Source organism: Pseudomonas sp. FA117 (assembly GCF_057370475.1).
Window position 1 is genome coordinate 1,294,853 of record NZ_CM170675.1, and the last position, 15,887, is coordinate 1,310,739.

At 64.0% G+C, this 15,887-nt stretch carries 13 protein-coding genes; 5 read left to right on the top strand and 8 right to left on the bottom strand.

The features are described 5' to 3' along the window. Positions 1-19: 19 nt before the first annotated feature. Complete coding sequence (gene bglX / locus AC1TXO_RS06060; RefSeq protein ID WP_486405479.1) at positions 20-2,311, bottom strand: beta-glucosidase BglX; 2,292 nt, start codon at positions 2,309-2,311, stop codon at positions 20-22. 203 nt (positions 2,312-2,514) lie between these two features. Between bglX and AC1TXO_RS06065 the strand changes: the two genes are divergently transcribed. Both AC1TXO_RS06065 and AC1TXO_RS06070 read left to right on the top strand, forming a co-directional pair. Next, entirely contained in the window at positions 2,515-3,132 is a 618-nt protein-coding gene (locus AC1TXO_RS06065; RefSeq protein WP_486405480.1) for a TPM domain-containing protein, read from the top strand. A gap of 84 nt (positions 3,133-3,216) precedes the next feature. Beyond that, the gene (locus tag AC1TXO_RS06070) at positions 3,217-4,425 is read left to right on the top strand and encodes a class I SAM-dependent methyltransferase (protein ID WP_486405481.1); all 1,209 of its coding nucleotides are present in this window, start codon (positions 3,217-3,219) and stop codon (positions 4,423-4,425) included. Between the two features lie 71 nt (positions 4,426-4,496). Here the strand turns inward: AC1TXO_RS06070 and AC1TXO_RS06075 are convergent, their stop codons facing one another. From AC1TXO_RS06075 to AC1TXO_RS06090, 4 genes are all read right to left on the bottom strand, one after another. Next, positions 4,497-7,049, bottom strand: a complete 2,553-nt coding sequence (locus AC1TXO_RS06075) for a TonB-dependent receptor (RefSeq protein WP_486405482.1) — start codon at positions 7,047-7,049, stop codon at positions 4,497-4,499. Between the two features lie 115 nt (positions 7,050-7,164). After that, positions 7,165-8,118, bottom strand: coding sequence for a FecR family protein (locus AC1TXO_RS06080; RefSeq protein WP_486405483.1), 954 nt, complete (start codon positions 8,116-8,118; stop codon positions 7,165-7,167). Next, on the bottom strand, positions 8,118-8,642 hold the full coding sequence (locus tag AC1TXO_RS06085) for an RNA polymerase sigma factor (RefSeq protein WP_486405484.1): 525 nt from the start codon (positions 8,640-8,642) through the stop codon (positions 8,118-8,120). The genes AC1TXO_RS06080 and AC1TXO_RS06085 overlap by 1 nt, the downstream gene beginning before the upstream one ends. A gap of 87 nt (positions 8,643-8,729) precedes the next feature. Continuing rightward, positions 8,730-9,749: a DUF4917 family protein gene (locus AC1TXO_RS06090; RefSeq protein ID WP_486405485.1), complete on the bottom strand. Its 1,020-nt coding sequence runs from the start codon at positions 9,747-9,749 to the stop codon at positions 8,730-8,732. 128 nt (positions 9,750-9,877) lie between these two features. Between AC1TXO_RS06090 and AC1TXO_RS06095 the strand changes: the two genes are divergently transcribed. Continuing rightward, the gene (locus AC1TXO_RS06095) at positions 9,878-10,948 is read left to right on the top strand and encodes a glycerophosphodiester phosphodiesterase family protein (RefSeq protein WP_486405486.1); all 1,071 of its coding nucleotides are present in this window, start codon (positions 9,878-9,880) and stop codon (positions 10,946-10,948) included. Between the two features lie 279 nt (positions 10,949-11,227). On the opposite strand, the gene nadS is transcribed toward AC1TXO_RS06095, so the two are convergent. The 3 genes from nadS to AC1TXO_RS06110 all read right to left on the bottom strand — a co-directional run bounded on the left by nadS (position 11,228) and on the right by AC1TXO_RS06110 (position 13,684). Beyond that, entirely contained in the window at positions 11,228-11,515 is a 288-nt protein-coding gene (nadS, locus tag AC1TXO_RS06100) for a NadS family protein (protein WP_065862304.1), read from the bottom strand. Then, entirely contained in the window at positions 11,512-11,787 is a 276-nt protein-coding gene (locus AC1TXO_RS06105; protein WP_486406799.1) for a type II toxin-antitoxin system RelE/ParE family toxin, read from the bottom strand. Before AC1TXO_RS06105 ends, nadS begins: the two co-directional genes overlap by 4 nt. A gap of 196 nt (positions 11,788-11,983) precedes the next feature. After that, the gene (locus AC1TXO_RS06110; RefSeq protein WP_486405487.1) at positions 11,984-13,684 is read right to left on the bottom strand and encodes a SulP family inorganic anion transporter; all 1,701 of its coding nucleotides are present in this window, start codon (positions 13,682-13,684) and stop codon (positions 11,984-11,986) included. 361 nt (positions 13,685-14,045) lie between these two features. Between AC1TXO_RS06110 and AC1TXO_RS06115 the strand changes: the two genes are divergently transcribed. Both AC1TXO_RS06115 and AC1TXO_RS06120 read left to right on the top strand, forming a co-directional pair. After that, entirely contained in the window at positions 14,046-14,579 is a 534-nt protein-coding gene (locus AC1TXO_RS06115; protein ID WP_486405488.1) for a helix-turn-helix domain-containing protein, read from the top strand. Beyond that, a complete protein-coding gene (locus AC1TXO_RS06120; RefSeq protein ID WP_486405489.1) occupies positions 14,576-15,844 on the top strand; it encodes a type II toxin-antitoxin system HipA family toxin in 1,269 nt (422 codons plus the stop codon). The genes AC1TXO_RS06115 and AC1TXO_RS06120 overlap by 4 nt, the downstream gene beginning before the upstream one ends. Positions 15,845-15,887: the final 43 nt, after the last annotated feature.

Sequence of the window (15,887 nt, forward strand, 5' to 3'; positions counted from 1 at the left end):
GCGAAGCGCCCGCAGGGGTCTACAGCAACTCGAAGCTCTGCTGTTGCACGGCCTGGGAGTCCAGCCCGACCTGGATGTTGAACTGCCCAGGCTCAGCCACATGCTGCAGCTGGCCATTGTAGAACTTCAGGTCGTCTTCGCTGATGCGGAAGGTCAAGGTGCGCGACTCGCCGGCCTTGAGCATGACCTTCTGGAAGTTCTTCAGCTCTTTCACCGGGCGGCTCATCGACGCGCTGACATCCTGCACGTACAGCTGCACCACGGTCTCGCCATCGACCTTGCCGGTGTTCTTCACCACCACTTCGGCCTGCAGGCTGTCACCGCGCTTGAGGGCGGTCTTGGACAGTGCCAGGTCCGAGAGCTCGAAGCTGCTGTAGCTCAGGCCGTAGCCGAACGGGTACAGCGGGCCATTGGGCTCCTCGAAGTACTGCGAGGTGTAGTTGCCGGGCTTGCCCGGGGTGAACGGGCGGCCGATGCTCAGGTGGTTGTAGTACATCGGGATCTGCCCGACCGAGCGCGGGAAGGTGATCGCCAGCTTGCCGGACGGGTTGTAGTCGCCGAACAGCACATCGGCGATGGCGTTGCCGCCTTCGGTGCCGCTGAACCAGGTCTCGAGGATGGCATCGGCCTGCTCGCGCTCCCAGGCGATCGACAGCGGACGGCCGTTCATCAGCACCAGCACCAGCGGCTTGCCGGTGGCCTTCAGCGCCTTGATCAGCTCACGCTGGACCGCCGGGATTTCCAGGGTGGTGCGGCTGGACGACTCGTGGGACATGCCACGCGACTCACCGACCACGGCGACGACCACGTCCGACTGCCTGGCGGCCTTGACCGCTTCGTCGATCAGCACGGCGGCCGGGCGCGGGTCGTCGATGAGCTCGGGGGCGGCGAAGTTGAGGAAGTTCAGGTAGTCGAAGATCGCCTTGTCGCCGGTGACGTTCGAGCCCTTGGCGTAGAGGACCTTGGCCTTGCCTTCGGTGGCGCGGCGCAGGCCCTCGCGCACGGTGACCGAATGCTCGGGACGGCCGTCGGCAGCCCAACTGCCCATCATGTCGATCGGCGCGTCGGCCAGCGGGCCGACCAGGGCGATGGTGCCGGCTTTTTCGAGCGGCAGGGTCTGCTTGCGGTTTTCCAGCAGCACCAGGCTGCGGCGGGCCACGTCACGGGCCGCCTCGCGGTGCAGGCGGTCGTCGCCGTAGTAGTCCTTCAGGTCTGTGTCGGGCTTGCCGATGCGCACGTAGGGGTTCTTGAACAGGCCCATGTCGTACTTGGCGCCCAGCACCTCGCGCACCGCCTGGTCGAGTTCGGCCTGGCTGACCTCGCCGGATTTCAGCAGCCCGGGCAGTTCCTGGCCGTACAGGGTATCGTTCATGCTCATGTCGATGCCGGCCTTGATCGCCAGCTTCGCCGCTTCCCGGCCGTCGCGGGCGACGCCGTGGCGGATCAGTTCCTGGATGGCGCCGTGGTCGCTGATGGTCACGCCCTTGAAGCCCCACTCCTTGCGCAGCAGTTCGTTCATCAGCCAGGTGTTGGAGGTGGCCGGCACGCCGTTGATCGAGTTCAGCGCCACCATCACCCCGCCAGCACCGGCGTCGAGGCTGGCGCGATAGGGCGGCAGGTAGTCGTTGTACATTTTCGGCAGGCTCATATCGACCGTGTTGTAGTCGCGCCCGCCTTCCACTGCACCGTACAGGGCGAAGTGCTTGACGATGGCCATGATGCTGTCGGGCTCGGCCGGGCTCTTGCCCTGGAACGAGCGGACCATCACCTGGCCGATCTTCGAGGTGAGGTAGGTGTCTTCGCCGAAGCCCTCGCTGGTGCGGCCCCAGCGTGGGTCGCGGGCGATGTCGACCATCGGCGCGAAGGTCATGTCCAGCGCATCGGCCGAGGCTTCGATGGCCGAGGTACGGCCGACCTTGGCGATGGCGTCCATGTCCCAGGTCGCGGCCAGGCCGAGGCTGATCGGAAAGATCGTACGTTCGCCATGGATCGTGTCGTACGCAAAGAACATCGGAATCTTCAGGCGGCTGCGCATCGCGGCGTCCTGCATCGGCCGGTTCTCGGGTGCGGTGCGCGAGTTGAACGTACCGCCGATGCGGCCGGCGGCGATTTCCTCGCGGATCTTCTCGCGGGGCATCTCCGGGCTGATGCTGATCAGGCGCAGCTGACCGATCTTCTCGTCGACGGTCATCTGGCCGATCAGATGGTCGATGAAGGCCCGCTTGTCTTCCAGGGGCGGGGCGGAGGTGGCGGCCATGGCCGCCTGACTGACGAGGCCGATGGCCAGGCCCAGCAAAGACAATTTCATCATCAATTCCGTAGTCAGTGATACGCTCGCCGCCCATGCCTTCAGGCGACTGTTGTTGTGAAGTCCGCGGGCGATACTGCGGGTCGCTCCCCCCATCATCCTGCGGCTGCGGCGGATTATGCCCTATAAGCGGCCGTCGATGAGATACACTCTCGCCTTCCCGTTGCCGGGACCACGACAATAAGAACGATCGAGAGACCGAAGGCATGACCCTTCTCAACGAATACGAGCGGCGCCAGGTTGCCGAGGCCATCGCCCGGGCCGAGCGACGCACCGATGCGGAACTGGTGACCGTGCTGGCCCGTCGCGCCGACGACTACGCCTACCTGCCGCTGCTGTGGGCAGTGCTGCTGGCCTTGCTCATACCGGGCGTGGTCCAGGTGCTGCTGGGCTGGCCTGGCCTGCGCGGCCTGCTGGTGGCGCAGGTCCTGACCTTCGTCGCCCTGTGCCTGTTGCTGCGCAGTCCACGCCTGGCCGGTTGGCTGGTGCCGCGTGCATTGCGTCACCGCCGCGCCGCGCAACTGGCGCGCCAGCAATTTCGCGAGCAGAACCTGCAGCGCACCGACGGCGGTACGGGGGTGCTGATCTTCGTCAGCGAAGCAGACCGCTTCGTCACCATCCTCGCCGACCAGGGCATCGCCCGGCACCTCGATGAGCAGACCCGTGCGGCGCTGGTGGCCAGGTTCACCGAGCAGGTGAACGAAGGTCGGACCCTGCAGGGCTTCGTCGACTGCATCGATGCCTGCGGCGAGCTGCTCAGTCGGCACCTGCCACCGACCCGGCGGCGCAACCAGTTGCCCAACCAACTGGTGATCCTGGATTGAATCCTGTGTGACTCGCGGTAGGGCCGGCACAGCTCAAACGCTGTAGAATGCCGGCCATTGCGCATCCTGAGGCACCCCCTTTCCATGTCTTCTTCCACCCCCGCGACCGACGCCCGTACCCAGTTCCTGACCCTGCTGGGCGATGCCCTGCAGGGCGAGACCCTGACCAAGCTGGTGCTGGCGCGTCATGTCGGCGCCGACCAGAGCCTGCAGCGGATCATCGCCAAGCCAGTGCAGATCAAGGGCCAGGCCTGCCTGTCGCTTGTCTACCGCCACCAGACCCGCGACATCACCCGCAACCTGCCGCTGGACCAGGCCCAGGCGCTGGTCGCCGAGCTGTTGCCGGAGAGCTTTCGCAACGCCCACCTGTTCACCGCCGAGGGCGAGGTACAGCTGGGGTTCAGCAAGAAGGGCAAGCCGCTGTTGCAGCGCCATGCCGCCCAGGCAGCCCGCGAGGTCACGGCGAGCGGGCATGACCGGGAGAAAAAGCGCTACCTCGAACTGTCGCGGCCGTTTCTGCGCGACCTGGGCGTCACCGATGCCCAAGGCGCATTGATCCCCTCGATGTCGCGCAAGTGGAAGCAGATCAACAAGTTCATCGAGGTCTTCGACCATGCGCTGGGCAGTGCGCTGCTGGCTGCCGACCAGTGGCTGCGGGTGGCCGATTTCGGCTCGGGCAAGGGCTACCTGACCTTCGCCATGCACGACTACCTGCGCAACACCCTGGGCCGCGAGGCGCAGGTGACCGGGGTGGAACTGCGCCCCGACATGGTCGAGCTGTGCAATGCGGCCGCCGCGCGCCTGGAGCATTCGGGCCTGGAGTTCCAGTGCGGTGATGTGCGCAGCGTGGTGCCCGAGGCGATCGAGGTGATGATCGCCCTGCATGCCTGCGATATCGCCACCGACTATGCCATCCATACCGGCATCCGCTGCGGCGCCTCGATCATCATGTGCTCGCCGTGCTGCCACAAGCAGATCCGCCCGCAACTGCACAGCCCGGGGCTGTTGCAGCCGATGCTGCAATACGGCCTGCACCTGGGCCAGCAGGCCGAGATGCTCACCGACAGCCTGCGTGCGCTGTATCTGGAAGCGTGCGGCTACGAGACCAAGGTCTTCGAGTTCATATCGCTGGAGCACACCAACAAGAACAAGATGATCCTTGCGGTCAAGCGCAGGCAGGCGACGGACAACACCGCACTGCTGGAGAAGATCGCCCAGCTCAAGGCTTTCTATGGCGTGCAGGAGCATTGCCTGGAGAGCCTGTTGCAGGCTGATGGACTCATCGCAGGCTGAGCGCTGCCAGGCCCTGTGGCAGCGGGTTCACCCGCGATAACAGCACCGCGATCACCTCGGGCTGCACACCTTCAGAAGAATCGCGTCACGCTGATCTTGGCATTGCGCCCTTGCATCAGCGCATTCTCACCCGACAGCTCCGGGCGAGCCGATTCGTTGAACAGGTTGTCCACCGTCAGGTTGACCTCGGTGCCCTTGAGGTACGCCTGCTGGGGCTTCCAGTTGGCGAACAGGCCGTGGATCTGGTAGCTGCCGTTGGCGTACTGGTCGTAGTAGCGATCACCCAGCACACTGGCCGGCCCCTCGTAGTACTTGTCGCTCGGCAGACGGTCGGTCTTGCGCACGAACTGTGCGGTCCAGCCGATCCGCGCATCCCAGGCCGGGATCTTCACCCCCAGCGTGGTGATCCACTTGGGCGCCGGAATGTCCTTGGCCCACACGTCCGGGCCCCAGGGGTTGGTGTAGGCGCCCTGGTGACGGCCGGTGATCCAGGAGAACGACGCCGAACCGAACAGGTAGGTCGAGTCATAGAAGCTTTCGACCTCGAAGCCCTTGATCACCACGTCGCCGATGTTGCGGTAGTTGGACATCAGCCCGCCACCGCAGGTGTTGGCGATGGTGCCGCCGGTGACCAGCTGCTGCGGGCAGCCGATGCCGGTGGCCTTGAAAATCTCGTCCTCGATGTGGTTGCGAAACAGCGTGGTGCGCACCTGGGCGCTGTCGTTGGCCAGCACCAGGTTGTCGAAGTCGAACACACTGCCCACGCGCAGGGCGGTGATGCGTTCCGGGTCGAGGTTGCGGCTGGTGGCCGTGCGGCTGCCGCTGCCCTGGACTTCATATTGTTCGTCCAGCACCGGGGCGCGCCAGGTCTTGCTGTAGTCGGCGAACAGTGCGGTGTTCGGCGTGACCTTCCAGAACACCGACAGGCGTGGCGACCAGCCGCTGTAGGTCTTGTCGCTGTAGTCGTGGCCAGCGGCCGGGTTGTCGTACAGCGGGGCGTCGTTGGGCTTGCCCTCGTTGGTGACCTGGTCGTAGCGCAGCGACGGGGTGATGGTCACATCGCCCAGGGTGACCGCATCCTGCAGGTAGTAACCCTGGCTTTGCACCTTGCCGCTGGGCATGAAGTACGGCTGGTAATGGCCGTAGTTGTAGCGCGGCGTGTCGTAGATACCACCGGGCATCCACATCTGCGTGTCGCGGTCGTGACGACGGATCTGCACGCCGGCGGTCAGGGCATGCTCCAGTTCGCCGGTCTCGAACAGGCTGGTGTTGGTGACGGCGAGCATGCGGTCGCGGTACTCGGTGTCCATCTTGCGACCGCCGGTGGCCGGCTGGAAGAACGCGGTGGCCAGGCGTTCGTCGGTCTGCTTGGTGTCGGAGTCGGAATACTTCACCTCCAGGTCCACCCAGCGGTTGTCGATGGGCTGGTAGGTGTAGGTGGTCGACCAGGTGGTGTCGATGGTGGTGCGGTTGGCCAGGAAGCGTTTGAGCGCCGCCTCGTAGCCGTATTTCTTGATGTCGGCCGCGGTGGGCGGCGTAGGGTAGGCGGTGGACGAGAACGGCGCCCAGCGTTCGCTCTGCGAGCGCGACCAGGAAAAGCCCAGGCTGTGCTCTTCGTTGAAATGCACGTTGCCCTTGAACAGGCCGCCGTCCAGGTCCAGGGCACTGTTGGGCAGGCGTGTCGGGTTGATCGGGTAGCGGCCGTCGGGGTCGGGGATGTTGCTGGCCAGCTTCATGTTGCCGCCGTCGCGCTTGGTCAGGTAGGCCAGGCCATCGAAGCGGCCATCTTCGCTGCGGCCGAACAGCGCCGAGCTGTACACCTGCTGGTGGTCGTTGCTGGCGTAGCCGTACTTGACCATCGCGCCGCTGTTGCGACCTTCCTGCAGCAGGTCGCCGGCGTCCTTGGTGGTCATGTTGACGCTGCCGCCAAAGCCGCCGTTGCCGGTCTTGACCGAGTGCGGACCCTTCTCCACCTCGATGTGCTTGATCAGCTCGGGTTCGATGAACACCGTGCCTTGCTGGTAGCGCTCGAAGCCGCTCTTGGTGGCGCCGTCGACGGTCATCGGCACGTCTTCGGCGTCGCCCAGGCCCCAGATGTTGATGGTTTGCCCGCCCGGCTTGGCCGAGCCCCCCATGTTCACGCCCGGCAAGGTGGCGAGCACGCTGGGGATGTTGCTGGGCTGGTAGCGGTCGATCTGGTCCTGGTTCAGGGTCGAGCGTCCGACGTTCTGCGGTCCGATCTGCTGGCCATCGCCGACGATGCTCATGGCACCGAGCTGGATGCTGTTGTCGGCCTGCGGCTGTTCGTCGTTGAGCCGGACCACGTAGGTGCTGCCCATGCGTACCACGCTGAAGCGGCTGCCGGCGAGCAGACGGGCAATGGCGTCCTGGGCCTCGAAGGCGCCGTGCAGGGCCGGGGCCTGGGCATCGCGCAGCACCGCTTCGTCGAACAGCAACTGGACCTTGGCCTGTTGCGCCAGCTGGCTCAGGGAACGGGCCAGGGGCTGGGCTGGCAGGTCGAACTGCAACGGCGCGGCTTCGGCGGCCAGGCTCATGGCCAGGCACAGGGCAAGCAGGGTGGGACGGGCAGGCAAGGCTTTCAGTGGACGCAGCGCGGACAACATGGATTCCCCCAAACGGCAAATGGCCGGAAAAAAGCCCGCCGTTCACGCGGCAGGCGGGGAGGAAGACGCGGCGTTGGGAAAAACCCTCACCTGCGAATGATAAAAATTCTCAAATTTATTTTGCCCGGTGCTCGATGCGCAGGCGTCCGTCACCGAGCAGCGTGGTTTTCACCGGCAGCAGCGCTGGCAGGGCACTGAGCAGGGCATCGGGGTCGTGCACGTCGAGGTTGCCGGAGACCTTGTAGCGACCCAGGCCCGGATCGGCCAGCAGCACCGGCTGCTGGCGGTACAGGCTCAGTTCGTCGATCAGGCTTGCCAGCTCGCGGTTGCGAAAGCTCACGTGGCCGTCGCGCCAGTCGGCCACCGGCTGGTCGCCCAACGCTTCGCGTGTCAGGGTGCCTCGCACCGGTTCGTAGGTGACCCGTTGCCCGGCGCCGAGCAGCAGCGGTGCCTGGTGCTCGCCCGAGGTCTCGAAGGCGACCTGGCCGTGGGCAACGCTGAGCATCAGCTCGCGCTCGCCCCGGCGCAGGTCGAAGCCGGTACCGACCACACGCACCCGTGCGTTGCCGGCATCGACGAACAGCGGCCGTTCCTTGTCCGCCGCCACTTCGATGTACAGCTGCCCGTGCTCGAGGGTGATCAGGCGGCGCTCGGCGTTGAAATCCAGGCGCAGGCGGGTCTGGGCATTGACGAACAGTTGGCTGCCATCGGGCAGGCGCAGGCTGCGCTGGGTGTCGCTGGCGGCGAGTGTCTGGCGGGTTGGCGCTGTGGTGCTGCCGAGGTTGCTGGCCAACACCGCACACAACAGCGCCGCCGCCGCAGCCAGGGCCGGACGCCAGCGCGGCGCACGGCGTATCGGCACGGCGGCGGGCTGGCGTGCCTGCTTGAGCGATGCCAGGTCTTCCCAGAGCTGTTCGAACTGGCGGTAGGCGCGGGCGTGCTCCGGGTGCTGGAGCCACCGGGCGAATGCCTTGCGCTCCTCCCGTGAGGGTGTGTTGCGGTTGCGTGTGAACCAGCTGGCCGCCTGGGCGTCGATCGGGCGTTGGTCGATGTCGTCGATACGGCTCATTACGGCTGCTCCCTGCCATTGTCACTGTCCAGCCGTTGCTTGCATTGCAGCAGGGCGGCGGCGATATGCTTCTCGACCATGCTTACGGAAATGTCCATGCGTTCGGCGATCTGCGCCTGGGTCAGGCCTTCGAAGCGGTGCAGCATAAGGGCTTCTCGTCGCCGCGGCGAGAGTTCGGCGAGGACCTCGCGCAATTGTTCCAGGCGCTGTGCGCGCTGGGCGTGGTCGAGCGGGTCGTTGTCCACGCCCGGCTCATCGCCGGTATCGTCGTCTAGCACCGCGTGACGCACCTTCTGCCGACGCCAGTGATCGCTCAGCAGGTTGCGCGCCATCTGGAACAGAAACGCCCGGGGTTGCTCGACCTTGGCCCGGTCGCGGTAGCCCAGCCACTGGGCGAACACGTCCTGGGTGATGTCGGCGGCATCGCTGGCGTTGTCCATGCGCTTGCGCAGGAAATGCAGGATCTCGGCGTAGAAACCGCGGCAGGTGTCCTGGGTGGCAGGGTCGGGCTTGAGGCGCTGCATGCACGCTTTCCGGGCTGGCCTGGGAAGGAAAGGGTGCGGATCTTATCGAGAATTATTTACATTTACCAGATCGTCGATGATGAATTCTCAGTGACGGCGGGCCTGCGCCAGCGGGACCGGCAAGGCCAGTTCGGGCGCTCCGAGCGGATGGCTGGTGGCGTCGAAGAAGTGCAGGTTCGTGCCGGCAAGGTCTGCGAAACGATCGCTAAAGTGCTGCTTCTGGTTGAGTATTGACGCCTCGCTCAACGGCCGGATGGCGATGCAGATGTGCTTGGGGCTTGCCTGGCGCAGGGCGTGCAGCAGGTGTTCGTCGCTGCTGTCCAGGTGCTGGCCGAACAGGCACAGGCCGTCGTGTTCAGCGGCCAGTTGCCCGAGGCTCCAGGACAGGTAGTCCGAATGGCGGATCGCCTTGAGTTTCAGTTCGCTGCGGTCTTCGTTGATGAACAACGGCACCTCGCCGGGGATGTTCACGGCGAAGCCGTCGAGCAGTTCGCTGGCCACGGCGCTGCGCTGGCGGGTGCTGCCATCGGGCAGCTTGAGCAGGTGCAGGCCGCCGTGCAGGTGCAGCACACGGGTACCTTTGCAGGCGGTGCGCCGCACGTCGAAGAAGCCTTCGTCGTCGAACAGCGTGGCGAAACCCTCGGGTGCCTGTTCCATGGCCCAGGGCAGGATCAGGTCGTAGTTGCTGGTGTAGACGCTGCGGTACTGACGCAGTGCGGCAGCGATCGTCGCCAGGGTGACGCTCGACAGCAGTGCGTGCGGCGGATGCAGCGAGCGAATGGCGTGGATCAGCGCTTCCTTGATCGAGTAATAGCGGTTCAGCGGCGCCGTGGAGTTGATCGCCAGGGCGGCGTTGGCCCGCACCGTGGTATTCAGGGTGCTCAGCACCGGTTCGAACAGTTCGGTACCCAGCGCCTTGAACAACGCCTGGTCGCTGATCGCCAGGCCGCTCTTGCGTCCTGCGCGCTGGGCCTGCTCGAACAGCGAGAAATAGCCGAACGGCTTCCACAGCACGCGGCTTGCCCCGTTGCCCAGCAGCAGGGCGGTGCAGGGGTGGCGGGCGTTGAGGTCGGGCCATGCGGCCAGCTGGGTATCGAGAGGGGGCATCGCGCATCCGTAGGGCAGGGGAAAGCCGGGGGACTTTAGCATGTCATCGAAGCTGTGAGAGGCTTGCACCTCCAAGGAACCGGTTGCGCAGCCTCTCATGGCGCCGCGCAGCCCAAGAGGATCGATGAATGCGCATACCTGCTCTTCCCACGCTGGGCCTGGCCCTGCTGTTGTCGGCGATGAACGCCGGTGCCGCTGACGGGCCTTCGCTGGCCAAGGCCCAGCATGTACCTCACCCGGCAGTGATCGCCCACCGCGGCGCCTCCTTCGATGCCCCCGAGTCGACCACTGCAGCCTATCTCCTGGCCCGTGAACTGGGTGCCGACTACCTTGAGCTCGACCTGCAGCGCACCCGTGACAACGTGCTGGTGGTGGTGCACGACGACGTGCTGGCGCGTACCAGCGATGTGGCCGAGCGTTTCCCTGAGCGGGCGAAAAGCCCGGTGAGTGATTTCACCCTGGCCGAACTCAAGTCGCTCGACGCCGGCAGCTGGTTCAACAAGGCCTACCCGGACCGCGCCCGCGAAGCGTTCGGCAAGTTGCAGATCCTGACCCTCGACGAGGTGATCGATATCGCTGAAGGTAATCCCCAGCGTCATCCGGGTCTGTACATCGAAACCAAGGTGCCCAGGCAGTTCCCGGGAATCGAGAAGCAGCTCAAGGACAAGCTGCAGGCGCGCGGCTGGCTCGACAAGCCGGGTCGGGTGATCCTGCAGACCTTCGACCGCAACAGCCTGGCCCTGCTGCACCAGGAAATGCCACAGGTGCCGAAGATCCTGCTGCTATGGATCGGCAAGGGCAGCATCGAGCCGAAGTCGGGCCAGGACTTTGCCGGCTCCGGTGAGAAGGACAAGGCTGCCTTCTATGCCCGACAGGAGCCCAGGGACCGTGACGAATTCCTGCGCTGGCTGGATGCGGCCAAGGCCGGTGGCGCCATCGGTACGGGGCCGTCGGCGGTGCGCAGCAAGCTGGGCGAGCAGAGCTATGCCGACCTGATCCAGCCCTGGATGAACCAGGCCAGTCACGAGCGCGGCTTGCTGGTGCATGTGTATACCCTCGATGACCGAGTGGACTTCGACAAGGCGATGAAGGCGGGGGTGGATGGCATCTTCACCAACCGGGCCGGAGAACTGCTGCGTTTCTATGGGCGTGCGCAGGTGCAGGTCGAAGCGCAGTTGCTGAAGACGCTGGGTTACTGATCGCAGCAGCATGAAGCCTCTGGGGGCGCGGGCTTGTCGGTGGAAAGAACCGCGACGGAGGAAACAGGGTTGGCCGGTGATCGCGGTACAAGCCCGCACTCATACCGCGCGATTTGTTGCTGGCCAAGGGGCATGAGGTGGAGCAGCTGAAGTACCCGGCTGCTTGCTGTGCGGATTGATGAGTCTGATCGGTGAGGGGATGGCGACCGTGGCGCGGGCATGTGTCCCGTAGGCGGGGCGGCGCGCCATTGGGTAGTGCTACTTGAACGTGTATGGGTGTCAGTGAGAAAGCGCCTTTAGTACATGATCAGGATCATTGTAAATCGCGCGTAACAGGGCTTTTGCCGGGCCTGTGGGTTCTCTGCGGCCTTGCTCCCAGTTACGCAAGGTGGCGACCTGCACATCGATCATTTCGGCGAACCGGGCCTGTGACAGGCCTGTTGCCTCACGAATGCTCTTCACTTGCACTGCGTTCACCTCGAACTGGCGCGAAGCTTGGCGCTTGCCGTGAATGATCTCATCCATCTGTTGGACACTTTCCATCAATTCGTCGAAGAAACGGTTCATATCGGGCTCCAATGCCTGATCAATTTCATCAGTGCCTTGCGTTGCTCTGCGCAAAGGTCCACTTGCACGTTTTTCGGATAGATATAGAGCATGGCGATTTGGGACGAAGAGACGAAGTGGTAATAAATGACCCTCGCACCGCTGCGCTTTCCATGCCCTTTAGCTGCCACTCGAATCTTGCGTAAACCACCAGTTCCCTCGATCAGGTCACCATCAGTAGGGGAGGTGGCAAGAGCGAGTTGCAGAAGTTGATAGCGCTCATCATCGAGCAGTTCTTTGACTCGTTTGGTGAAAAGTGGTGTTTCGATGAAGGCATAGCATGGAGTACGTCAGTGGCGTAGGTGCTGGCAGGGCAGCGTCATGGAGGACGGGTGTCTCGCACGTTGCGGGTGCGGTGTAGCCCACGCTAATGACTGAAAGAAATTTACGCACTGTGCCGAGTTCTGATTCTCATGTAATCCGATTCTGTCATTCCGCCACCTGCCCACGCCGCTCCCTGTTACGCCACACCCGATAGGCGCGGATACCCGCGCGGACCGAGCCGAACAGCAGCTTGTCTTCCATCTCGCGTGCCATGCCCGAGCGCACCAGCATTCGCAGGAAGGTGCCGCGGGCGCGGGCGATGGCGAAGTGCACGCCTTGTGCCTGCAAGGTGTCGCGCACTTCGCGCAGGGCGGCGATGCCGCTGACGTCGATGCTGGTCACGGCCTCGGCGTCGAACAGCACGGCCTTGGGTTCGGGCTCGCGTTGCAGCGCTTCGAGCAGGCGCATCTTGAAGTAGTCGGCGTTGAAGAACAGGATCGCATCGTCGAAGCGGTACACCACCAGGCCCCGCACGGTGCGGGCCTGCGGGTGCTGACGCACGTCGACCTGGCCCTCGATGCCGGGTACCCAGCCCAGCACGGCGTCGGTAGGTTGGTAGATGCTGTAGAGCAAACGCAGGATGGCCAGGGTCACCGCGAAGACGATGCCGGGCAGCACGCCGAGACCCAGCACGCCGAGGGTGGTCAGCAGGCACAGCCAGAATTCGAAGCGGCTCAGGCGGCGGATCCTGCCCAGCGATTTCACATCGATCAGCCCCCAGCCGGCCATCAGCAGCACGGCGCCGAGCGCGGCCTGGGGGATCCAGGCCATGGGAGCGGTGAAGAACAGCAGGATCAGCGCGATCACCAGCGCGGCGATGATGCCCACCAGCTGGCTCTTGCCCCCGACCATGTCGTTGACTGCGGTACGCGAGTCGGCGCCGCTGATGGCGAAGCCCTGGGAGATGCCGGCGGCCAGGTTGCTCACGCCCAGGGCGACGAACTCGTGGTTGGCATTGATCGCATAACCATGCCGTGCGGCAAAGCTGCGTGCCGTGAGCATGGCGCTGCAGAAGCTCACCGTGGCGATACCCAGGGCGTCGCGCAGCAGGCTCTTGGTCTCGGCCAGGTTGCTCTGCGGCCAGGCCAGTTCCGGCATGCCCGCTGGCACCGGGCCGAGGATCGCTACCCCGAAGCGGTCCAGGCCGAACAAACCTGCCAGCACGGTGAACACCGCCACGGTCACCAGTGCCGCCGGCAGCCGCGGATAACGCCTGGGCAGCCAGATCAGCAAGGCCAGGCCGCCGAGGCCGATGGCCAGGGTCAGCCAGTGGATCTCGCCGAGGCGTTCGAGGAAGTTGACCAGGCTGAGCACAAAGCCGTCACCCTCGATCTTGAATCCCACCACCTTCGACATCTGTCCGGCGATCAGGCTCAGGCCGATACCGTTGAGGTAGCCGATCAGGATCGGCCGCGAGAAGAAGCTGGCGATGAATCCGGCACGGGCCAGCCCCGCTGCGATCAGCATCACGCCGACCAATACCGTGACGATCACCGACAGTTCGGCGATACGCTGTGGATCGCCCATCGCCAGGGGGGCCACGGCGCCTGCGATCATCGCGCAGGTGGCGGCATCGGGGCCGACCATCAACTGCCGCGAGCTGCCGATCAGGGCGTAGACCATCATTGGCAGCACGCAGGCATACAGACCGTATTGCGGCGGCAGGCCGACGATCTGCGCGTAGGCGATGGCGATCGGGATCTGGATCGCGGCCACCGACAGGCCCGCCTGCAGGTCGGCGTGGAACCATTCGCGGCGGTAGTGCAGGAGGTTGGCCAGGCCGGGCAACCAGCGGGAGAGAAACATGGGCAGTCCCTTGGAAATGTCTCTGGGTAGAGTAGGCGATATGCACCCGAAGCCGTCTCGCTTGCAAGCGAAATCCGGGCGGGCATTCAACTGGATCGGCACCGGAGGGGCCATGGGCCGGATCAGTGGACGGTGCGAGGGAAGGCGCTGAACGCGGTCTGCGATCTACCAGACACGTTACCAAGAATTGGCTCGGAAAATATGACCGATGTAAATATTCTGGCTCTTTTTCGCCGGGAAGGAGGGAATATTAGCCTCGTCAACTGTGCTTGAGGTGGTCAAAAACGCACGGGCTCGTGATTTTATGAGTAAAGTGCTAATATTTTGGCTGTTTTAAGTGAAAAGAGATGAAATATTAGCCATGGCCAAGAAGACAGCCCCACTCTTGCCGGCGACAAACAACCTTCTCGTCGAATTCGGTGAGCGGCTCAAGCTTGCGCGCCTGCGCCGAAAGTTGACTGCCAAACAAGTCGCCGAACGGGCGGGCATGTCTCCCATGACGCTACGCTCACTGGAGGCTGGGGGATCGGGTGTCACGATGGGGGCTTACCTGTCCGTGATGCAGGTTCTTGGATTGGCCGGCGACCTCGCAAAGCTTGCTGCCGCAGATGAGCTGGGTCGACAGTTGCAGGACGCTCGGTTGATGAGCAGCGATGCTGTACCCAGCCGCCCAAGAGCTGTCGTTCACAATCCTGCGCCGGTAGCTCGCGCGCCGCTCAGCGCCCCTTCGTCCAAGGCAGAAAAAGCGCAAGCCAAGTGCAACCGGCCGACGGCTGAGGGCGCACCGAGGCAAGTCCTCGACGAAAAACCGGAGTTGTTCCCCGATGCGGTGAGCACGGATAGTCTGACCGCGATGCTTCGCAAGCCAAAACGCAAAGGGAATGTGCCCTCATGAGCATGATCGCCGTGTATGCAGACTGGGATGGCCTGCCAGCCCCACAACGGCTTGGCTTCCTGCACAGCCGCAGGACCAGAGCCACGGAGCGATTCGAGTTCGAGTACGACACTGCTGCGCTGGCAGAGCCTTATCTGGCCGGACTGCAACTGGACCCGAGCATTCAATCCTTTGGCGGCCCGCAGTACCCCACGCCACCGAGAGACAAGTTCGGGGTCTTCGATGACTCAAGTCCTGACCGTTGGGGGCGCCTGCTGATGGACAGGAGATTTGAGCGTGACAGGCGAGCGGGTCTGGTGCACGCGGATGCACGACTCTACGAGTCGGACTATCTGCTTGGGGTACACGATATGTATCGAGTGGGTGCGCTACGGTACCGACTCGGGGATGCCGGGGATTTTCTCGACAACCGCATCAACGTCGCGGCTCCACCTTTCACTGAAATTCGCGCGCTGGAACAGGCCAGTCATGCCCTTGAACAGGACCCAGACAATGTCGCTATCCAAGGACATGACTGGCTACGTATGCTCATCGCTCCAGGCGGTTCGCTCGGCGGTGCGAGGCCAAAGGCGAGCGTCGCAGACGAAGCGGGGCGTTTGTACATCGCGAAATTCCCAAGCACGCGGGATACCTATGATGTCGGCGGATGGGAAATGGTAGTCAATGCCCTGGCCAACGGTTGCGGCCTTGACGTGGCTTCGGCGCAGGCTCGCAGGTTCGCCAGCGAGCATCATTGTTTCATGGTGCGCCGCTTCGATCGGACCGATTCAGGTCGCCGCCTGCATTTTGCCTCAGCGATGACCTTGACTGGACACAGTGACGGTGACGACGCATCGACAGGAGTGAGCTACCTGGAGCTCGCAGAGGTACTCATGAGTCAGGGTTCGCAACCTGACGAAGACCTGCGAGAGCTATGGTCGCGAATCGTCTTCAACATCCTGGTCTCCAACACGGACGACCATCTTCGTAACCACGGTTTCATCCTGGTGCCAAGGCGCGGCTGGAAGCTTTCCCAGGCCTACGACATGAATCCTGTCTCCCATGCCGACGGCCTGAAGCTGAATATTACCGATGCGGATAACGCGCTCGATCTTGAGTTGGCTCGGGAGGTTGCCGTTTACTTCCGCCTGCAGCTTCAAGAAGCAGACGAGATCATCAACGACTTCCGAGACATCGTTGGTCAATGGCGAACCCTGGCTCAGGGTCTAGGCTTGGCGGCACGTGAGCAGGACCGAATGGCAGAGGCGTTCCGGCTTGCTGGATGAACTGCTCGTACGCGGCTTGCGCGGCTGGTTGCATTGATGCGGG